Below are 20,540 nucleotides of genomic sequence, written 5' to 3'. Positions count from 1 at the left end.
GAGCGCCATCGTGCCGTGGTGTGCCCGAGCGTCGCCGTGCCGTCGTGTGCCCGAGCGTCGCCGCTCCGCTGGGACCCACGCCGTGAGGGCCGTACCCCCGGGGCCGCGCCGGGGCGGCCGTACCCCCTCGGGCCTCGGGGGCATGTCGCGTTCCCCGGCCGGGAACATGGCGCGCTCCCCGCAGGGGCAGGCGCTGTTCCCCGGCCGGCGGCAGGTCGCGCCCCGTGGCCGGGGCCAGGGCCCGTCCGGGTCAGGAGGTGACGAGGTCGCCCGTGTTCACGCGGGCCGTGGCGTGTGCGGCCTTCTTGGCGTCGCCCGCGACCTCGTGCGCCGTCAGGACGTACCCCGTCTCGTTGTCCGAGGTCGAACGGGCGAAGACCACGCCGTACACCCTGCCGTCGGTGGTGAGGAGCGGACCGCCGGAGTTGCCCGGACGGACGGTCGAGCGGATCGAGTAGATCTCGCGGGTGACCGTGCCGGAGTTGTAGATGTTCTGGCCCGTCGCGTTGATGCGGTTCGCGACCGTGGCCGCCTGGAGGTCGAGCCCGCCGTCCTGCGGGTAGCCCGCGACCACCGCGGAGTCGCCGCGCGAGGCGACCCCGTCGAACGGGATGACAGGCGCCCGCAGACCCGGCACGTACAGGACGGCGACGTCCTTCTGCGGATCGAAGAGCACCACCCGCGCCTGGTAGAGGCGGCCGACCCCGCCCACCCGCACGGTGGGCCGGTCGATGCCAGCCACCACGTGCGCGTTGGTCATCACATGCCGGGCCGAGTAGACGAAGCCGCTGCCCTCCCGGCCCTGGTTGCCCGAGACGCCCTCGACCTTCACCGTGCTCAGCTTGGCGGCGTTCGTCGCGGACGGCGTCACGCTGTCCCCGGAGGGCTTGGCGACACCGGCCGTCGGTTCGTTCTCGAACGGGTTGAAGACCTGCGGGAAGCCCGCCTCCGTGAGTGCCGCGGTCGCACGCGAGAACCAGGTCGGCGTGGTCTCCGGCATCGTCTTCTGCACGGCGCCCAGCAGCGCCGAGTTGCGGATCGACTGCGTCACCACCGCCGAGGAGGACGCGCCGAGGACGCTCGCCGCCACCCAGGCCACCAGCAGCACGGCCAGCGTGTTCGCCGCCGCTCCGCCGATCCCGTCGGCCACCCGCAACGGCCCCTGGTCCAGTTCGCGGCGCAGCTTCAGCGCCAGCCGTCCGGCCAGCTCGTGGCCCACCACGCCGGGCACCAGCACCGTGAGCACCGCCGTCACCGTCGCCGCCGGTGTCCCCGCCGTGACCAGCTCCATCATCCAGGGCAGCACCCATACGCCGATGACGGCGCCGCCCACGAAACCGGCCAGCGAGACACAGCCGGCCACCAGGCCGCGGCGGTATCCGGACGCCGCGTAGACCAGGATCACCAGCATCAGCAGGAGGTCGAGCACGTCCACGGAGCCGCCTTTCTCTAGGGCCCCTTAGTACGCGTCGGGCGGGCCCAGTGATCAGCCACGCGCGTTCGGTGCCGCGGAAACGGCCACACACCCGTGGACCTGTAGAAACGTCCCGGACACGCCTGATGGTTCCACCAGGTGGCACACCACACATCGCGGGCCGCGCGGATCCGGGTCAGGGTGGCTCCATGCGTGTCTTCCGGAAGCCGCGGGGGCCTCGAATACGGAGCGGGGAGCGAGCGTCCCGTCCCGTGCGTCATGGGCGCCACGGACGGCCGGCGCCCCGGGGCCGCGAGGATCACACAGGAGCGGGGCGAGCGCCCCGTGCCTCCCTGCCGTCCGGCGTGCCCCGGCGTGCGCGGGTGGGGCCGCCGAGACCGCTGCTCATCCTCTTCGGGTGCGTACCGGGCCTGCTCGCCCTCCTGGCGCTGGTGATGGGCGTGGCAGGGGTGGACCGTACGGCACCCCGCGCGGCCGTCCCGGAACCGCCCCCGGTCGCGGCCCGGCTCTCCGTGCCCCGCCCTGTCGCCCGGCCGCCCATCGTGCCGCGGTCGAAGTGGCTCGACGCGGCGACCACGCGCGAGCAGCCGCCGCCCCGCTACGACGACCGGGTCGTCGCGGTCTTCATCCACCACACGGACTCGCCGAACGGCTACGACTGCGCCGACGTGCCCCGCATCATCCGCGACGTCTACGCGGGCCAGACCGGCGCCAAACAGTGGGACGACATCGGCTACAACTTCCTCGTCGACCGCTGCGGCACGATCTACGAGGGTCGCGCGGGCGGCATCGACCGGCCGGTCACCGGGGCGCACACGCAGGGCTTCAACCATCGCTCCGCGGGGATCGCCGCGATCGGCACCTTCACGGGGGGAGCGCCGGTGCCGAAGGCGATGACCGAAGCGATAGCCCGCCTCGTGGCCTGGAAACTCGGGCTCGCCGGCGTCGACCCCCGGGGCACGGTCCGCCTCGTCTCCAGCAACAGCCTCAGCCGGTACGCGGCGGGCACCGCCACCGTGCTCTCCACCGTCTCCGGCCACAACGCCGCCTTCATGACCAGCTGCCCGGGCGCCGCACTCACCGCCCGCCTCCCCCAGATCCGCGCCCTGGCCGCCCGCTACCAGGGCCGCTGACGGCCCCGTCGAGCCCCGCTTCGACAGTCACAGGTACGCCCCCGGCCGCTCACAGACTCCCCAGAGCCGCGCGTCCTACGGTCGGCGTACGCACTGACCGGAGGTGGGGATCATGAGGATCACTCGGACGGAGCCCGCGCGCCGCACGGAGAGCGGGGCGCACGCGGGGCGCACGGTGGGGTCCATCGCGGGCGTATGGGACACGGGGAACGCGGAACCGGCCGACGGCCGGGTGAGGAGCGCGCGCGGCCCGTGGGCGGTGGTCTGCGCGGTGGCGACGGTCGTCCTGGGCCCGGCGGCGGTCACGGCGTCAGCCCTGGACCAGGCCAACGCGGCCCCGATGCACCACACGGTGCACGCCGGACAGCCCCAGGCGTACATCCCCTCGAACCTCACCCGCCGACGCCCCGCGGCCTAGAGCCGACGGACCGCTGCCCGGGCTGACGGCCCGCTGCCCGGCGCCGACGAAACCACGGCCTGGCGTCGACGGACCACTGCCCGGGCAGACGGAGCGCTGTCCGGACTCGGTGAATCACGGTCGGGCGCCGGCGGAACTCGGTCTGAAAAGCGGGCCGGCGACGCCTGAGACGCCAGGCCCGCCGATCCCGCAGCCGTTCCGCGACCGGTCCCGCCGGTCCCGTCAGTCCTCCCTGAACCGTTCCCACAGTTTGGGGTAGCGCTCCGCGATGACGGACTCGTTCTCGAATTCGAGCGGGGTGCCCTCGGGCTCCGCCGCCGCGGCCGGGATGCCCAGGGCGGGCGCGACCGCACCGGTCAGCTGCTCGTAGGCCTCGTCGGCCGCGTACCCCAGTTCCTCGCCGTCGCCGTCGATCTCCTCGTCGAAGTCCTCCAGGAGCTCGGCGAGTGTGTCGGGGTCGTGCATCGCGCCCTCGAAGACCTCCCGGCCCTGGCCGATCAGCCAGCACCGGAAGAAGTCGAAGGCGTCGTCACTGGCCCCGTCGAGCAGTACCCAGGCCGCGCCCCACAGATCCCAGCGGTACGCGCGGTTGTAGCGGGACTCGAAGTGCCGGGCGAAGTCCAGGACGGAGTCCGGGTCGAGCTGGACGAGCCGCTCGACGAGCAGATCGGCCTGTTCCTCGGGGTCGCCCTCGGCAGTCTCGCGGGCCGTGTCCACCAGCTGCCAGAACTCCGTCTCGTCCATCACGGGTCCAGCATCGGGCCTGGACGGGAGGGACGCACGCGGAGTGGCGCAGATTGTTATGCATGCACATGCCCAAGGTAAAACCGCCGGGTTCGTACGGATTTCAAGCGGGTGACGCGGAGTGGCCTCACGGGACCCGCGGTCAACGGCGGAGCGCCGCCCGTCCGGCCGCGATCACCGGTAGAGCGCCGCCGATCCGGCCGCGTCCTCGGCGCACCGCTCCCGCAGGGCCGCCGGAGCGAGCACCTCCACCTCGGGCCCGAGCCCCCGCAGCTGCACGCGGGCGACCTCCTGCGACTCGACCGGCAGGGTGAGGGTCACCCAGCCCCGCCCGTCGGGGACACCGGACGTGCCGAGCCCCTCCTTCGCGGACACGGGATCAAGGGCGTACGGGAGCTGTCGTACGCCCTCCGGGGACAGCCGTACGACGACCTCGGACCGCAGGACGGACCGGGCGAACTCCTCGGCCCGTTCCTCCCAGAACGCGGGCAGGTCGAACCCGTCGTCCCGGCGGAACCGCTCCCCGCCGAGCGCGACCGCGGTGAACCGGTCGATCCGGTACACCCGGAAGGCATCCGCGTCCGCGACCCGCGCACACAGATACCAGAGGCCCGCCTTCAGGACGAGCCCGTACGGTTCGAGCGTCCGCTCCACCTCCGACCCGCCCCGCCGGTAGCGGGCGAGGACCGGGCGGTCGTCCCACACCGCGTCCGCGACCGACGGCAGCAGCTCCGGCGTGCGCGGCTCGCTGAACCAGGCGGGCGCGTCCAGATGGAACCGCTGCGCCGCCGTGCGCGAGGCGTCCCGCACGGAGGGCAGCAGCGCCGCCGACACCTTCAGCCGGGCCGCCGACGCGGTGTCCTCCAGGCCCATCTCGCGCAGCGCCCCCGGCACCCCGCTCAGGAACAGCGCCTCTGCCTCGCTGCGCGCCAGCCCCGTCAGCCGCGTCCGGTACCCGCCGACCAGGCGGTAGCCGCCGGTCCGCCCCCGGTCCGCGTACACCGGAACGCCCGCCTCCGACAGCGCCTGCGCGTCCCGCGTGATCGTGCGCTCGGACACCTCCAGCTCCCGCGCCAGCTCGGCGGCGGTCATCGACGCGCGGGCCTGGAGCAACAGCACCATCTTGATCAGACGAGCGGCACGCATGTGTTCATCATGCCGGGCACCACTGACAACGCGGAGGGAACGAGAAGCGGGGACAACGAGAAGGGGTACGGCGACCGCCGTACCCCTTCTCCGCGTTCCACTCCGGGTGCTACAGGCCGTAGCGCTCCCGGGCCTCCTTCACCGCGGACGCCTTGACCTCACCGCGGCGGGCGAGCTGCGCCAGCGCCGCGACGACGATCGACTGAGCGTCCACGCCGAAGTGGCGGCGGGCCGCCGTACGGGTGTCGGAGAGGCCGAAGCCGTCGGCACCGAGCGAGGACCAGTCCTGCTCGACCCACTGCGCGATCTGGTCCGGGACCTGGCGCATGTAGTCGGAGACCGCGAGGACCGGGCCCTCCGCGCCCTGCAGCGCCTGGCGGACGAACGGCACCCGCTCCTCGCCGCGCAGCAGGGCCGCGTCGGCCTCCAGCGCGTCGCGGCGCAGCTCGGTCCAGGAGGTCGCGGACCACACGTCGGCGGCCACGCCCCACTCCTCGGCGAGCAGCCGCTGGGCCTCCAGGGTCCAGTGGATCGCCGTACCGGAGCCGAGCAGCTGGATACGCGGGGCGTTCGCCGCGGCCACGTTCAGACCAGCCGACTCCGCCGTGTTGAAGCGGTACAGGCCCTTGAGGATGCCCTCGTCGACACCGGCCGGCTTGGCGGGCTGCGGCATCGGCTCGTTGTAGACGGTCAGGTAGTAGAAGACGTCCTGGTCCTCGCCCGGGGCCGCCTCGCCGTACATCCGGCGCAGACCGTCCTTGACGATCGCCGCGATCTCGTACGCGAACGCCGGGTCGTAGGACAGGGCCGCCGGGTTGGTCGCGGCGATGACGGGGGAGTGGCCGTCGGCGTGCTGCAGGCCCTCACCGGTCAGGGTCGTACGGCCCGCCGTGGCGCCGACCAGGAAGCCGCGGCCGAGCTGGTCGCCGAGCTGCCACATCTGGTCGGCCGTGCGCTGCCAGCCGAACATCGAGTAGAAGATGTAGAAGGGGATCATCGCTTCGCCGTGCGTGGAGTACGCGGTCGACGCGGCGATGAAGTCCGCCATGGAACCGGCCTCGGTGATCCCCTCGTTGAGGATCTGGCCGTCCTTGGCCTCCTTGTAGTACATGAGCTGGTCGCGGTCCACCGGCTCGTACGTCTGGCCCTTGGGCGAGTAGATGCCGAGGGACGGGAACAGCGACTCCATACCGAAGGTGCGGGCCTCGTCCGGGACGATCGGCACCCAGCGGCGGCCGGTCTGCTTGTCGCGGACCAGGTCCTTGACCAGCCGGACGAACGCCATCGTCGTCGCCAGGTTCTGCGTGCCGGAGCCCTTGTCGAAGGACGCGAACGTCTTGTCGGCGGGGGCGGGCAGCGGGGCCAGGGCGTGCGTGCGGCGGGCCGGGGCCGGGCCGCCGAGGGCCGCGCGGCGCTCCTGGAGGTAACGGACCTCGGGCGAGTCGGCGCCCGGGTGGCCGTAGGGCACCACGCCGTCGACGAACTGGCTGTCGGAGATGGGCAGTTCGAGCAGATCACGCATCTGCTTGAACTCGTCCGTCGACAGCTTCTTCATCTGGTGGTTGGCGTTCTTCGACGCGAAGCCCGGGCCGAGGGTGTGGCCCTTGACCGTCTGGGCCAGGATCACCGTCGGCGCGCCCTTGTGGGACAGGGCGGCGCGGTAGGCCGCGTACACCTTGCGTGCCTCGTGGCCACCGCGGGAGAGGTGGAAGCACTCGAGGATCTTGTCGTCGCTCAGCAGCTTCGCCAGCTCGACGAGCGCCGGGTCTCCGCCGAAGAAGTCCTGACGGATGTAGGCGGCGTCGCGGGTCTGGTACGTCTGCACCTGCGCGTCGGGCACCTGGCGCAGGCGGCGGACGAGCGCGCCCGTGGTGTCGAGCCGGAACAGCTCGTCCCAGGCGTTGCCCCACAGCGACTTCACGACGTTCCAGCCGGCGCCGCGGAACTGCGCCTCCAGCTCCTGCACGATCTTGAAGTTCGCGCGGACCGGGCCGTCGAGGCGCTGCAGGTTGCAGTTGATGACGAAGGTCAGGTTGTCCAGACCCTCGCGGGAGGCCAGGGCGAGGGCCGCCGTCGACTCCGGCTCGTCCATCTCGCCGTCACCGAGGAACGCCCACACGTGGGACGCCGAGACGTCCTTGACGCCGCGGCTGGTGAGGTAGCGGTTGAAGCGGGCCTGGTAGATCGCCGACAGCGGGCCGAGGCCCATGGAGACGGTCGGGAACTCCCACAGCCAGGGCAGCCGGCGCGGGTGCGGGTACGACGGCAGACCGTTGCCGCCCGCCTCCTGGCGGAAGTTGTCCAGGTGCTGCTCGCTCAGGCGCCCGTCGAGGAAGGCGCGGGCGTAGATGCCGGGGGAGGCGTGGCCCTGGATGTAGAGCTGGTCGCCGGACCCGTCACCCTCCTTGCCCTTGAAGAAGTGGTTGAAGCCGGTCTCGTAGAGCCAGGCCGCGGAGGCGAAGGTGGCGATGTGGCCGCCGACGCCGTGCTTCGCGCCCCGGGTCACCATCGCGGCCGCGTTCCAGCGGTTCCACGCGGTGATCCTGGCTTCCATCGCCTCGTCGCCGTCCACGGTGGGCTCAGCGGCGGTGGGGATGGTGTTGACGTAGTCGGTCTCGAGCAGCTTGGGCAGCGCGAGACCGTTGCCCTCGGCGCGCTCCAGCGTGCGGCGCATCAGGTACGCGGCACGGTGCGGCCCGGCCGCCTGGGTGACGGCGTCCAGGGAGGCCTGCCATTCGGCGGTCTCCTCGGGGTCGCGGTCCGGGAGCTGGTCGAGCTCGCTCGGCTGGATTGCGGTGGGGTCGGTCATTGCGCCGCCTTCCGGATGCGGAGGGGGGTTCCCTCATCGGCAAGGGGTGTTCGGGGGTGCCCTTGGTCTATGGCAGGACAGGGCGACGGGCTCTTGTAGGAGCCCGTCGAGGACTGTAACCCCCTGATCGATGATCGATCAAAGGATTCCGAGGGAAATCCTCTTCAGATCGGAAAGTCGGCACGGGGTGCCTTGGAGACAGGCACCGGGTGCCTTGAAAAGCGATGGTCTTCGCAGGTGGGAGCACGGTTGAGCGCGGGTGCGCTCCCCTGCGCCGGTGTCGTCCGGGCGTGCCTCACGGGCGCGGGGCGCATCCGAGGACATGGGCCTTCACGAGGTCGGCGATCAGCGGATCGCGCCGCCGGAAGGCGTCCACGAGGGCCTCGTGCTCCTCCGCGTACGACTGCTGCACGGTCCCGAGCCAGCGGATGGACAGGGCCGTGAAGACCTCGATGCCCAGGCCCTCCCAGGTGTGCAGGAGGACGGAGTTCCCGGCGGCCCGGACCAGCTCGCGGTGGAACCCCACGGTGTGCCGCACCTGACCGGTCCCGTCCGCCAGCCGGTCGGCCTCGTACAGCGCCGCCACGTGCGGTTCAAGGGCGGAGCAGTCCTCCGCCAGCCTGCCGGCCGCCAGCTCCGCCGCGATGGCCTCCAGACCGGCTCGTACGGGGTAGCTCTCCTCCAGGTCTGCGGCCGTCAGGTTCCGCACCCGGACGCCCTTGTTCGGCGCCGACTCGATCAGCCGCAGCGACTCCAGCTCGCGCAGTGCCTCCCGCACCGGGGTCTGGCTGACCTCCAGCTCGGTGGCGATCCGTCGCTCCACGATCCGCTCGCCCGGCTTCCAGCGCCCGCTGACGATCCCCTCCACGATGTGCTCGCGGATCTGTTCGCGCAGCGAGTGGACGACGGGCGCGGTCATGAAGGCTCCTTTGGGAGGGGCTGAATCCAATACTGCGGCCCGGAGGGCCTCGATGAGGGGCGGTGGTCGGGCGACGGGCGGGCCCCGAGGGCGTTTGACCTTTAGACAATAAGGCCGCGTCCCGGTCGGTGAGGGGTGCATGGCGGCGCTTTCCCGCAGGTGAGACGAGGCTTACACGCTGTCAGAGTGTTCCCTGCCGTACGGGCCCGTACCGGGTGAAGTCCGGATTCGTGCCGTCGATGTGACCGCCGAACCCGGGGTCCGGCGGAAGAACGGCGGCCGCGGGAACCCCGGCCCCGCACAAACACGGCACCCCCGTCCGGAGGTCCGGACGGGGGTGCCGAGTCAGCGTGCGAGCGGTGCTGTCTACAGGCCGAGCTCGACCTCGAACTCGCCCGCCTCCAGGATCGCCTTGACCGCGGTCAGGTAACGGGCCGCGTCGGCGCCGTCCACCAGACGGTGGTCGTAGGAGAGCGTCAGGTAGGTCATGTCGCGGACGCCGATGACGGTGCCCTCTTCCGTCTCGATTACGGCCGGACGCTTGACCGTGGCGCCGATGCCCAGGATCGCGACCTGGTTCGGCGGCACGATGATCGTGTCGAAGAGCGCGCCGCGCGAGCCGGTGTTGGAGATGGTGAAGGTCGCGCCGGACAGCTCGTCCGGGGTGATCTTGTTCGCCCGGACCTTGCCCGCCAGGTCGGCGGTGGCCTTGGCGATACCGGCGATGTTCAGGTCGCCCGCGTGCTTGATGACCGGGGTCATCAGGCCCTTCTCGGAGTCCACCGCGATACCGACGTTCTCGGTGTCGAAGTAGGTGATCGTGCCCTCGTCCACGTTGATCCGGGCGTTGACGGCCGGGTGGGCCTTCAGCGCCTGGGCGGCGGCCTTCACGAAGAACGGCATCGGGGAGAGCTTGACGCCCTCGCGGGCCGCGAAGGAGTCCTTCGCCTGCGTGCGGAGCTTCATCAGCCGGGTGATGTCGACCTCGACGACCGAGGACAGCTGCGCCTGCTCGTGCAGGGCCTTCACCATGTTGTCGCCGATGACCTTGCGGATGCGGGTCATCTTGACGGTCTGGCCGCGCAGCGGGGAGGCCTCGAGCGCCGGGGCCTTCCTGGCGGCGGCGGCCGGGGCGGCGGCCGGAGCCGGGGTGGCGGCGGCGGCCTTCGCGGCCTCGGCGGCGGCGATGACGTCCTGCTTGCGGATACGACCGCCGACGCCGGTGCCCTTGACGGCGGCCAGGTCGACGCCGTTCTCGGCGGCGAGCTTGCGCACCAGCGGGGTCACGTAGGCGCCGTCGTCACCAGCGGGCGCGGCGGGCGCCGGAGCCGGGGCGACGGGGGCGGGCGCGGCCACCGGCGCGGGGGCCGGAGCGGCGGGCGCGGCCGGAGCGGCCGGCTGGACCGGAGCCGGGGCGGCGACGGCCGGGGCGGCCGGAGCAGCGGGGGCCGGAGCCGGAGCCGGAGCCGGAATGGCGGGGGCGGCCGGAGCCGGAGCGGGGGCAGCCGGGGCGGCCGGCGCGGCGGCGGCCGGAGCCGCACCCGGAGCGCCGATGACGGCCAGCTTGGCGCCGACCTCGGCGGTCTCGTCCTCGCCGACGACGATCTCCAGCAGCACGCCGGCGACCGGCGCGGGGATCTCGGTGTCGACCTTGTCCGTGGAGACCTCGAGCAGCGGCTCGTCCTCCGCGACCTCCTCGCCGACCTGCTTCAGCCAGCGGGTGACGGTGCCCTCGGTGACCGACTCGCCCAGCGCGGGCAGTACGACATCGGTGCCGGAGGCGCCACCGGCCGGAGCGGCGGGGGCGGCGGCGGGAGCGGGAGCGGCCGGGGCCGCGGGGGCCTCGGCGACCGGGGCGGGGGCGGCCGGAGCGGCGACCGGGGCCGGAGCCTCGGCGGCTGCGGGGGCCGGAGCGGCGGCGGGCGCGCCCGTGCCGTCGTCGATGACGGCCAGCTCGGCACCGACCTCGACGGTCTCGTCCTCGGCGACCTTGATGGACGCCAGGATGCCGGCGACGGGAGAGGGGATCTCGGTGTCGACCTTGTCCGTCGACACCTCCAGCAGCGGCTCGTCGGCCTCGACGCGCTCGCCCTCGGCCTTCAGCCAGCGGGTGACAGTGCCCTCGGTGACGCTCTCACCGAGTGCCGGAAGGGTTACGGAAACCGGCATGGTTTCTGTTGCTCCTTATTGGGGTCTCCCCTGCTCGATCCGAATCGAGAGCTAGGGGAAGTGCGGAAGTCTGTGGTCGTCGTCGCGCCCTGCTCGGCGCGGGGACTGGGTACGGCCGACGGCCGGGCGGACCGGCCGGGGCTGATCAGTCGTGCGCGTGCAGCGGCTTGCCCGCGAGGGCGAGGTGGGCCTCGCCGAGCGCCTCGTTCTGCGTCGGGTGGGCGTGGATGAGCTGAGCGACCTCGGCCGGCAGCGCTTCCCAGTTGTAGATGAGCTGGGCTTCGCCGACCTGCTCGCCCATGCGGTCGCCGACCATGTGGACGCCGACCACGGCACCGTCCTTCACCTGGACGAGCTTGATCTCGCCGGAGGTGTTGAGGATCTTGCTCTTGCCGTTGCCCGCGAGGCTGTACTTGAGGGCGACGACCTTGTCCGCACCGTAGATCTCCTTGGCCTTGGCCTCGGTGATACCCACGGAGGCGACCTCGGGGTGGCAGTACGTCACGCGGGGGACGCCGTCGTAGTCGATCGGGACGGTCTTCAGACCGGCCAGCCGCTCCGCGACCAGCATGCCCTCGGCGAAGCCGACGTGCGCGAGCTGGAGCGTCGGGACGAGGTCGCCGACGGCCGAGACGGTCGGCACGTTCGTGCGCATGTACTCGTCGACCAGGACGTAGCCGCGGTCCGTCGCGATGCCCTGCTCCTCGTAGCCGAGACCGGCCGAGACCGGGCCGCGGCCGACGGCGACGAGCAGGAGCTCGGCCTCGAACTCCTTGCCGTCGGCGAGGGTGACCTTGACACCGTTCTCGGTGTACTCGGCCTTCGAGAAGAAGGTGCCCAGGTTGAACTTGATGCCGCGCTTGCGGAACGCGCGCTCAAGAAGCTTGGAGGAGTTCTCGTCCTCGACCGGGACGAGATGCTTGAGGCCCTCGATGACCGTCACCTCGGCACCGAAGGACTTCCACGCCGAGGCGAACTCGACGCCGATGACGCCGCCGCCCAGGATGATCGCGGACTGCGGCACGCGGTCCAGGACGAGCGCGTGGTCCGACGAGATGATGCGGTTGCCGTCGATCTCCAGGCCCGGCAGCGACTTCGGCACGGAGCCGGTCGCGAGGAGCACGTGACGGCCCTGGATCCGCTGACCGTTCACGTCGACGGAGGTCGGGGAGGACAGACGGCCCTCACCCTCGATGTACGTCACCTTGCGGGACGCGATGAGACCCTGCAGACCCTTGTACAGACCGGAGACGACCCCGTCCTTGTACTTGTGGACGGCGGGTACGTCGATGCCCTCGAAGGTGGCCTTGACGCCGAACTGCTCGCTCTCGCGGGCCTGGTCGGCGATCTCGCCCGCGTGCAGCAGGGCCTTCGTGGGGATGCACCCACGGTGCAGGCAGGTACCGCCGACCTTGTCCTTCTCGATCAGGGCGACGTCCAGGCCCAACTGCGCTCCGCGCAGCGCCGCGGCGTAACCGCCGCTACCGCCGCCGAGGATCACTAGGTCGAAAACGGTGCTGGCGTCGTTCGCCACGTCACGTCCTCCATGCATGTGCGCCGTAACGCCGGGCACCTTTGTCCCTTACGGGTGGTTGACCGGTCGGTCGGCTGGTGTCCGGCCGCTCTTTCTACGGCCCTGTGGTGGGGGCCCTGTCCTGCCGAGAACCCATCTTCGCACTTGTCGAGGGCGAGCGAGACGCCGGGCCGGTGTGTGGGACGTCTGATCCATCACGTCGACGGGGTACGGAGCCGGGTGAACCCGCGGATTTCGTCGAGGGCGAAACCTCCGTACGGCCATACGAGCGGCCCCGGGCGAGACGACGCCCGGGGCCGTGCGCGGTACGGGGGCTCAGCCCAGGTCGCCGGCCGCCGTCAGTTCGGCGAGACGGACCAGGGTGCGCACCGCGGAACCGGTGCCGCCCTTGGGGGTGTAGCCGAACGGGCCGGCCTCGTTGAACGCGGGGCCCGCGATGTCCAGGTGGGCCCAGGTGATGCCCTCGCCCACGAACTCGCGCAGGAACAGACCGGCGACCAGGCCGCCGCCCATGCGCTCGCCCATGTTGGCGATGTCGGCGGTGGGGGAGTCCATGCCCTTGCGCAGGTGCTCGGGCAGCGGCATCGGCCAGGACTCCTCGCCGACCTCCTCGGCGGCCTCGACGATCGAGGCGCGGAACGCGTCGTCGTTGGCCATCACGCCGAAGGTGCGGTTGCCCAGCGCCAGCACCATCGCGCCGGTCAGCGTCGCCACGTCGACGATCGCGTCCGGCTTCTCCTCGGACGCCTTCCACAGCGCGTCCGCGAGGACCAGCCGGCCCTCGGCGTCGGTGTTCAGGACCTCGACGGTCTTGCCGCTGTACATGCGCAGCACATCACCCGGACGGGTGGCGGAGCCGGACGGCATGTTCTCGGCGAGCGCGAGCCAGCCCGTGACGTTGACGTCCAGGCCGAGGCGCGCGGCGGTGACCACGGCGGCGAAGACCGCGGCGGCGCCCGCCATGTCGCACTTCATCGTCTCGTTGTGCCCGGCGGGCTTCAGCGAGATGCCGCCCGAGTCGTAGGTGATGCCCTTGCCGACGAAGGCGAGGTGCTTGGTGGCCTTGGCGGAGGTGTACGACAGCTTCACCAGGCGGGGACCGGCGACCGCTCCGGCGCCGACGCCGAGGATGCCGCCGTAGCCGCCCTTGGCCAGGGCCTTCTCGTCGAGCACCGTCACCTTGATGCCGTGCTCCTTGCCGGCCGCGGTGGCGACGGCGGCGAAGGACTCCGGGTTGAGGTCGTTCGGCGGGGTGTTGACGAGGTCGCGGGCGCGGTTGAGCTCCTCGGTCACGGCGGTGGCGCGTGCGACGGCCGCCTTGTACGCCGCGTCCCGGGGCTTGCCGCCGAGCAGCGTCACCTCGCCGAGCGGACCCTTGCCGCTCTTGGCGGCGTCGCCCCGGCCGGTCTCCTTGTAGGCGTCGAAGCCGTACGCGCCCAGGCGGGCGCCCTCGGCGACGGCACCGGCGTCGGCGGCGTCCTGGATCGGCAGCGCGAAGGCGGCCTTCTTGGCTCCGGCCAGCGCGCGGGCGGCGACACCGGCCGCGCGGCGCAGCACCTCGGCGTCGAAGCCGTCCTCGTCCTCGGGGACCGCTCCCAGGCCGACGGCCACCACGACGGGGGCCTTGAATCCGGACGGCGCGGGCAGCTTGGTCACCTCGCCCTCGGACCCGGAGGCGCCGAGGGTCTCCAGGATTCCGGCGAGCCCGCCGTCGTACGCCTTGTCCACGGCCTCGGCGCCCGGTGCGACGACCGGGCCCTTGGGGCCCTTCGCGACACCGACGACGATCGCGTCGGCCCGCAGACCTGACGCCGCGGCGGTGCTGAGAGTGAGAGCAGTCACGGTGGTGAAATCTCCGCTTCCATTGAAGTTCGTGTGGCCGAGAGGGATGGGTCGACCGGGCCCGACGGCTGACCCTAGATCCGTCCTCGGGGGCGGTCCTTGCCGGGGCCCCTGACAGGGCGGGCGAGTACCCGGGACGAGCCTACGCTCGGGGTCGGGTTTCGCTCATTTCTGCGGACGTTCACCCACAAGTGGCGCGGTGACGAATTCCCGCCCCTCACTCCTGGTGACCTGAGACACACTCATCGTGTTCCGGTGGGCAGGCGCCCACTGGTTTGCACGATTTCCACAGATCCCCCACGGTTTCCACCCGAAGGGGGATCTTCGAGGGGGAGGCGCAACACATGGCACAGAGTCTGCATCGGTGGAGAGGGACGGCCGCCGTCCTGGGGGCCGCCGGACTCCTGGCGCTGGGAGTGGGGGCACCCGGCGCGTCCGCGGCGGCAACGCCGCGGATCGATCTCAAGGTCCTGGTCGTCGACAACGGCGCGGGCCAGGTCGGGGCGATCACCGCGGAGCTGAAGAACTCCGGTGTCCCGTACACCACCGTCAATCTGGGTGACGCGAACCGACCGACCATCAGCGCGACATTCCTGAGCGACACCGTCAACGGCGCGCCGCGCGCCAAGTACCAGGGCGTCGTCCTGCCGAACGAGGCGCCGTTCGGCCCCGGTTCGGCCGAACAGACCGCACTGGAGACGTACGAGAAGACGTTCGGTATTCCCCAGGTCGACGCCTACACCTGGGCACACCCCGAGGTCGGTCTCGACTACACCGACCAGAACGGCGGCTGGTCCGGTGTGCTGGACGGGGCACGCACCCAGGTCACGGCGGCGGGCACGGCCGGCCCGTTCCGCTACCTCGACGGACCGCTGACCTTCGAGGACAACGACCCCGCCGTCCAGGAGACCTACGGCTACGCGGCCCACCCGAGGGACGGGTTCACCAGCTACCTGGACGCGCCCACCGGCGGTTCGATGCTCGGCCAGTACGCGCACGACGGGCGCCGCGAACTCGTGGTGACCTTCGCGTACAACCAGTACCAGAAGCAGTTCAAGGTCCTGGCGCGCGGGATCGTCGAATGGCTCACGCAGGGCGTGCACCTCGGACAGAGCAGGAACTACTTCTCCGTCCACGTCGACGACGTCTTCGCGCCCGACGCCCGCTGGGACTCCCAGCTCAACTGCACGCCGGGCGACATCGACTGCGCGGGCAGCAACGGCGAGGACACCACCACGCCGATCCGGATGACCGCGGACGACGCCGCCTACGCCGCCCAGTGGGAGGCCGACCACGGGTTCACGCTCGACATGGTCTTCAACGCCGGCGCGGGCGAGGAGTGGAAGACCGAGAACGGCGGCACGGACGCCCTCACGGACCGGCTGCTCGCCGACAAGGCCAAGTTCCGCTGGATGAACCACACCTACACGCACCTGTTCCTCGGCTGCGTCCAGGACACCACGACCGTCCCCTGGACCTGTTCGAAGAACGCCGACGGCTCGACGAAGTACGTGAGCCGGGCCGACATCTCCGCGGAGATCGCCAACAACAACAACTGGGCGGCCTCCCACGGCCTGTCCACCGACCGCACCGAGCTGGTGACCGGCGAGCACTCGGGCCTCAAGACGCTGCCCCAGCAGCCCGACGACAACCCGAACCTCGCGCGCGCCCTCTCCGCGAACGGCGTCAAGTGGACCGGGTCCGACAACTCCCGTGAGCCCGAGCAGCGTTCGGTCGGCAACGGCGTGATGACCGTCCCCCGCTACCCGATGAACATCTACTACAACGCCGGCAAGGCCGACGAGATGGCCGACGAGTACAACTACATCTACACCTCGAAGGCCGACGGCGGCAGCGGCCTCTGCGAGAACAACGCCACGTCCACCTGCCTGCCGGCCCCGCTGAACACGGCCACCGGCTACGCCGACTACATCGTCCCGGTCGAGGCGCGCAACGCCCTCACGCACGCCATCGGCAACGACCCCCGCCCGCACTACGTCCACCAGTCCAACCTGGCCGAGGACCGCATCCTGTACCCGGTCCTGGACAAGGTGCTCTCCGACTACAAGGCCATCTACGCCGACAACACCCCGCTGCAGAACCCCCGCGAGAGCGCGATCGGCACCGAACTGCAGCGCCGTACCGACTGGCAGACGGCCCTGGCGAGCGGCAAGGTCACGGCCTACCGCATCGGCAACACCGTCACCGTCACGGCCCCGTCCGGGACCCAGATCCCGGTGACCGTGCCCGAGGGGACCACGAAGCAACTCCTTGTCGGCACCACCGCGTTCGGCACGCCCTACGCGGGACAGCGCAATGACTGGACCAAGCCGGAGCTCCTTCAGTCCGCAGTGAAGCTGAACCTGCCCGCGTAAGCACGGCAGCGCCGCGGCTCGCGACGCGCACCCCGGCCCACCCGGCCGGGGTGCGCCCGCGAGCCGCGCGACGGGGGGCCGGGGGGCTCTCCGGAACAAACAGTCCCAGGGGGGAACCACACATGATGCGCACCGGCCGTCATGTCACCATGCTCACCGAAGGCACCTATCCACATGTCCACGGCGGGGTCAGCACCTGGTGCGACCAACTCGTCAAGGGCATGCCGGAGGTCGACTTCCACATCGTCTCGCTCACCGGCAGCGGCCGCGAACCCGTGACCTGGGAGCTGCCGCCCAACGTCTACCGGCACACCCGCGTACCGACCTGGGGACCACGGCCCGGGCGCGCGCGGCCGCCACTGGGCCGCGCCCTGCGCCGATTCTCCGAGATCTACGAACGCTTCCTGCTCTCCTTCCTCGATCCGGACTCGCCGGAGGACTTCGGCGACGCCCTCTACGAACTGGCCGGGCTCGCCCGCGACGGCCGCCTCTCGGCCGCCCTGCGCGGCGAGTCGGCGCTGCGCTCGCTGATGTGGATCTGGACGATGCCGCACCTGCCGACCGCCGCCGCACAGCCCACCGTGCACGACGCGCTCACCGCGACGGACCTGCTGGAGCACGCGCTGCGCCCGCTCGGCGTCCGGATCCCCGAGGACTCCGTCGCCCACGCCGTCAGCAGCGGCCTCGCCACGCTGCCCGCCCTCGCCGCGCGCCACCTGGACGGGGTCCCGTTCCTGCTCACCGAGCACGGCATCTATCTGCGCGAGCGCTACCTCGGCTACCGCGGCGCCGAACAGCGCTGGCCCGTCAAGGCGTTCATGCTCGGCTTCTACCGCGAACTGAACTCCCTGGGCTACCGCGCCGCCGACCTCATCACCCCCTGCAACCAGTACAACCGCCGCTGGGAGGAGCGCGGCGGCGCCGAAGGCGACCGGATCCGCACGGTCTACAACGGCGTCGACCCGCACGCCTTCCCGCACGCGGGACCCGAACCCGCCGTGCCCACCCTCACCTGGTGCGGCCGCGTCGACCCCATCAAGGACCTGGAGACACTCCTGCGCGCGTACGCCATGGTGCGCGCCGAACTGCCCGACACCCGGCTGCGGTTGTTCGGACCCGTGCCGCCCGGCGGCGAGGCGTACCGGACCCGTCTGGAGAAGCTCGCCGCCGAACTGGGCGTCACCGACGGGCTGAGCTTCGAGGGCCGGATCACCGAGGTGTGGCGCGCCTACGCGGCCGGCCATGTCGTCATGCTGTCCTCCATCTCCGAGGGCTTCCCGTTCTCGATCATCGAGGCGATGTCCTGCGGCCGTACGACCGTCTCCACGGACGTGGGCGGGGTCCGTGAGGCGGTCGGCGACACCGGCATCGTCGTCCCGCCGCGCGAGCCGGAGAAGATGGCCGCCGCCGCCCTCACCCTGCTGCGCGACGACGAACGGCGCCTGGACCTAGGCGAGTTGTCCCGTCAGCGGGTCATCGACCGGTTCACGCTGCGCCGTTCCGTCGACGCCTTCCGGACCGTCTACCAGGAACTGGCGGGCCGGCCCGAGGTGTACGAGCCCGCCGTGGAGACCGTCGCCGACTGGACCCTCGAACTGCGCGACCCCTGGTACCAGGCCGTCGCCACGGACGGGACCGGCTGGTGAGCGGCTCCCTGCGCACGCGGCCCGGGGCACCCGGGGCGACCCGTCCTCTGGTGCCCGGCCAGCGCCGCTCGACGAGTTGGGCACAGCCCGACCCGATCGACGAACTCGCCGAGAACCTGGGGGAGTCCGTGTCCGCCGCCGTCCACCCCGACGAGGTGGCCGCGCTCCTGGAGTCCGACGGCCTGTCGGACGACCAGATCCGCGAACGGTACGGCGTCACCGACTCCTTCGCCCTGGCCGAGGAGTTGTTCGGGCGCGTCGACCGGGACTATCCCGAACCGCCGGGGCCGGCCCACGACCCCTGGCGGATCGGTCTCCTCGGCTGTCTCCTGCGGGGCATCGTCTTCGCCCTCCCCGGCCTCGGCTATGGCCTGGCCGCACCGCTTCTCGCCGGGCCGCGGGGCGCGTTCGGACTCCCGGCCGGCACCGTCGCGATGCTCGCCGGGGTGCTGTGCGGCTGGACCTGGAACCAGGGGCTCGCGCACCGCGCGTACACCTGGATGGGACTCGGCGACCGCACCGCCGCCCGCCGCGCGCTGCTCGTCGGGACCCCGGCCGGGGTCCTGCTCGGCTCCCTGGTGGCCCTCGCGGCGGCGGGCTCGGCCGGCCGGGGCGCCGTCGCCTTCGCCGCCGGGCAGTCCGGCTATCTGGGCGCGGCCACCGTCCTGCTGGTGATGGGCAGGGAGCGCACCCTGCTCGCCGCCCTGGCGCCCATGACGGCGGGCGCGGTCGTCACCGTGTTCCACCCGGTTCCCGACCTGGCACGCGTGGCCCTGCTCCTCGGCTCGCTGGCAGCGGTCGCCCTCCTGGGCCTGCTCGAAGTAGCACCCGTCGTACGGGAGTTGGGCCAGGGCAAGTGGAGTGCGGGGCTGCTCGCGCTGCTGCCGTACGAGAAGCCGCGGGGCGGCGCCGAGCCGTCCGGGCGGACCGGTGAGCCGCGGGCGGCCTCCGCGGGCCGGCCGGCCGGGAAGCCCGAGACCGCCCCGGCCCGCCCGGGACCGGTCGCCGCGCGGCTGCGCACCCGCCGGTCCGCCACCCGCCCGCACGCCGGAACCCTTCCGTACGCCCTGTTCGGTCTCGGCAGCGGTGTCCTGGTGCTCCACGCGGCACTCGGAGACGTCCTGACGGGAGCCCGTACGGCTGTCGCCGCACCGGCCGCGGTCGCGCTGACCCTCAGCATGGGGCCCGCCGAGTGGCTGCTGTTCCGGTTCCGCAGCGGGAGTCTCGCCGGGCTGCGCTCCAGCACCTCGGCGAGGAGTTTCCGGCGGGCCACCGCCGGCACGCTCGTCCGGTGCCTGGCCGGATACCTCGCCACGCTGCTCGTGCTCGGCCTCGGCACCTCCGCGCTGTGGCCGCACGCGCCCGCGGCGGCCGAAGGGGTCCGGCTCGGCGGACTGCTCCTGCTGGGCGCGGTCATGTGGACCGGGCTGCTGCTCCAGTCCTTCGGCGCCGTCACCGGCACGGCGGCCGTCGTCTGCGGGGCCGCCCTCGCCCAGACCGCGGCGCTGGCCACCCGCACGGGCGACGCGCACTGGGTGGGCCTGATCGTGTACGGCGCGGCGGCCGTCGCCCAGACCGCGCTCCTCTGCGCCCGGCTGGGAAAGGTGACGGCCCACCGGTGAACCCGCTGAACCCGCCGGACACCGGCGCGCGCGGATCGCGAACCGCCCCCGCGGCGGCCCGTGCGCCCAACGCCACCCGTACGCCCGGCACTTCGAAGACCCTCCTCGTCCCCTACTACGAACACCCCGCCGTCCGCCCTGCCGAGTGGGACGCGCTCGTCGCCGCCGCGCCCCGGCTCCACGGCGTGGTGCTGAACCCCGCCAGCGGACCCGGCGACCGCCTCGACCCGGCGTTCGCGGCGGTCGCCGGGCGACTGCGCGCGGCGGACGTCCGGGTGCTCGGATACGTCGACACGGACTACGGCCGCAGACCGCTCGCGAACGTCCTGCGCGAACTGACCCGGCACCGCGACTGGTTCGGCGCCGACGGGACCTTCCTCGACCAAGTGGCAGTCACCGAAAGCGGGTTCGGCTACTACCGGCGGCTGGCGACGGCCGTCCGGGGACTCGGCACCGGCACCCTCGTCCTCAACCACGGCACGGCACCGCACCCTTCGTACGCCCGTATCGCGGACGTCCTCGTCACCTTCGAGGGCACCTGGGCCACCTACCGGAGGAGGCCCCCGCCGCCGTGGACGGGCGCCGGGGCGACTCTGTGCCACCTCGTCCACGGGGTACCGGCCGGCGTCGACACGGCGGCCCTGGCGCGGGAGCGCGGGGCCGCCCTGTACTGCGCGGTCCCCGGCCGGGGGGACCATCCCTGGGGCACCTTGCCGCACACCCTCGCCCCCGCCCCGTGACCGTGGTG

At 72.2% G+C, this 20,540-nt stretch carries 14 protein-coding genes; 6 read left to right on the top strand and 8 right to left on the bottom strand.

All coding sequences use genetic code 11. From position 1 onward, the window contains the following. Window positions 1-250: 250 nt before the first annotated feature. Complete coding sequence (locus ACIQRL_RS02365) at window positions 251-1,435, bottom strand: MarP family serine protease (RefSeq protein ID WP_401325905.1); 1,185 nt, start codon at window positions 1,433-1,435, stop codon at window positions 251-253. Window positions 1,436-1,797: 362 nt separating this feature from the next. Here ACIQRL_RS02365 and ACIQRL_RS02360 point away from each other — a divergent pair, with 362 nt between their 5' ends. After that, complete coding sequence (locus tag ACIQRL_RS02360; protein WP_401325902.1) at window positions 1,798-2,568, top strand: peptidoglycan recognition protein; 771 nt, start codon at window positions 1,798-1,800, stop codon at window positions 2,566-2,568. 184 nt (window positions 2,569-2,752) lie between these two features. After that, window positions 2,753-2,986, top strand: coding sequence for a hypothetical protein (locus ACIQRL_RS02355; protein WP_401328022.1), 234 nt, complete (start codon window positions 2,753-2,755; stop codon window positions 2,984-2,986). A 222-nt stretch (window positions 2,987-3,208) separates the two neighbouring features. Here ACIQRL_RS02355 and ACIQRL_RS02350 read toward each other — a convergent pair whose 3' ends face one another. The 7 genes from ACIQRL_RS02350 to ACIQRL_RS02320 form a co-directional block, all read right to left on the bottom strand. Next, the gene (locus tag ACIQRL_RS02350) at window positions 3,209-3,730 is read right to left on the bottom strand and encodes a DUF4240 domain-containing protein (RefSeq protein WP_401328019.1); all 522 of its coding nucleotides are present in this window, start codon (window positions 3,728-3,730) and stop codon (window positions 3,209-3,211) included. A gap of 174 nt (window positions 3,731-3,904) precedes the next feature. Next, window positions 3,905-4,876 carry a helix-turn-helix transcriptional regulator gene (locus ACIQRL_RS02345; RefSeq protein ID WP_401325900.1) on the bottom strand — a complete coding sequence of 324 codons (972 nt, stop codon included), beginning with the start codon at window positions 4,874-4,876 and terminating at the stop codon, window positions 3,905-3,907. 109 nt (window positions 4,877-4,985) lie between these two features. Next, window positions 4,986-7,685 (bottom strand): pyruvate dehydrogenase (acetyl-transferring), homodimeric type, encoded by a 2,700-nt coding sequence (gene aceE, locus ACIQRL_RS02340; protein WP_401325897.1) that lies wholly within the window; start codon window positions 7,683-7,685, stop codon window positions 4,986-4,988. A gap of 295 nt (window positions 7,686-7,980) precedes the next feature. Continuing rightward, on the bottom strand, window positions 7,981-8,604 hold the full coding sequence (locus ACIQRL_RS02335; RefSeq protein ID WP_355983654.1) for a GntR family transcriptional regulator: 624 nt from the start codon (window positions 8,602-8,604) through the stop codon (window positions 7,981-7,983). A 366-nt stretch (window positions 8,605-8,970) separates the two neighbouring features. Continuing rightward, window positions 8,971-10,773: a 2-oxoglutarate dehydrogenase, E2 component, dihydrolipoamide succinyltransferase gene (gene sucB, locus ACIQRL_RS02330; protein ID WP_401325894.1), complete on the bottom strand. Its 1,803-nt coding sequence runs from the start codon at window positions 10,771-10,773 to the stop codon at window positions 8,971-8,973. Window positions 10,774-10,918: 145 nt separating this feature from the next. Beyond that, window positions 10,919-12,307: a dihydrolipoyl dehydrogenase gene (gene lpdA / locus ACIQRL_RS02325; RefSeq protein WP_401325892.1), complete on the bottom strand. Its 1,389-nt coding sequence runs from the start codon at window positions 12,305-12,307 to the stop codon at window positions 10,919-10,921. A 315-nt stretch (window positions 12,308-12,622) separates the two neighbouring features. Next, complete coding sequence (locus tag ACIQRL_RS02320) at window positions 12,623-14,149, bottom strand: leucyl aminopeptidase (RefSeq protein ID WP_401325890.1); 1,527 nt, start codon at window positions 14,147-14,149, stop codon at window positions 12,623-12,625. Between the two features lie 344 nt (window positions 14,150-14,493). Here ACIQRL_RS02320 and ACIQRL_RS02315 point away from each other — a divergent pair, with 344 nt between their 5' ends. The 4 genes from ACIQRL_RS02315 (at window position 14,494) to ACIQRL_RS02300 (ending at window position 20,532) form a co-directional block, all read left to right on the top strand. Then, a complete protein-coding gene (locus ACIQRL_RS02315) occupies window positions 14,494-16,524 on the top strand; it encodes a hypothetical protein (RefSeq protein WP_401325887.1) in 2,031 nt (676 codons plus the stop codon). A 122-nt stretch (window positions 16,525-16,646) separates the two neighbouring features. Then, complete coding sequence (gene pelF / locus ACIQRL_RS02310; RefSeq protein WP_401325885.1) at window positions 16,647-18,170, top strand: GT4 family glycosyltransferase PelF; 1,524 nt, start codon at window positions 16,647-16,649, stop codon at window positions 18,168-18,170. Then, on the top strand, window positions 18,167-19,792 hold the full coding sequence (locus ACIQRL_RS02305; protein ID WP_401325882.1) for a hypothetical protein: 1,626 nt from the start codon (window positions 18,167-18,169) through the stop codon (window positions 19,790-19,792). Before pelF ends, ACIQRL_RS02305 begins: the two co-directional genes overlap by 4 nt. After that, a complete protein-coding gene (locus tag ACIQRL_RS02300; protein ID WP_401325879.1) occupies window positions 19,789-20,532 on the top strand; it encodes a spherulation-specific family 4 protein in 744 nt (247 codons plus the stop codon). Before ACIQRL_RS02305 ends, ACIQRL_RS02300 begins: the two co-directional genes overlap by 4 nt. The last annotated feature ends 8 nt before the right edge of the window (window positions 20,533-20,540 follow it).

The organism is Streptomyces sp. NPDC091209 (genome assembly GCF_044757755.1).
In the GTDB taxonomy this organism is placed as follows: Bacteria; Actinomycetota; Actinomycetes; order Streptomycetales; family Streptomycetaceae; genus Streptomyces.
This window is presented reverse-complemented; position numbering and strand designations above follow the sequence as displayed.

What these genes read in the sequence shown, in the direction of transcription:
- ACIQRL_RS02350 (WP_401328019.1), bottom strand. Translation starts at nt 3,730, where the DNA reads ATGGACGAGACGGAGTTCTGGCAGCTGGTGGACACGGCCCGCGAGACT.
- ACIQRL_RS02345 (WP_401325900.1), bottom strand. Translation starts at nt 4,876, where the DNA reads ATGCGTGCCGCTCGTCTGATCAAGATGGTGCTGTTGCTCCAGGCCCGC.
- aceE (WP_401325897.1), bottom strand. Translation starts at nt 7,685, where the DNA reads ATGACCGACCCCACCGCAATCCAGCCGAGCGAGCTCGACCAGCTCCCG.
- ACIQRL_RS02335 (WP_355983654.1), bottom strand. Translation starts at nt 8,604, where the DNA reads ATGACCGCGCCCGTCGTCCACTCGCTGCGCGAACAGATCCGCGAGCAC.
- sucB (WP_401325894.1), bottom strand. Translation starts at nt 10,773, where the DNA reads ATGCCGGTTTCCGTAACCCTTCCGGCACTCGGTGAGAGCGTCACCGAG.
- ACIQRL_RS02315 (WP_401325887.1), top strand. Translation starts at nt 14,494, where the DNA reads ATGGCACAGAGTCTGCATCGGTGGAGAGGGACGGCCGCCGTCCTGGGG.
- pelF (WP_401325885.1), top strand. Translation starts at nt 16,647, where the DNA reads ATGATGCGCACCGGCCGTCATGTCACCATGCTCACCGAAGGCACCTAT.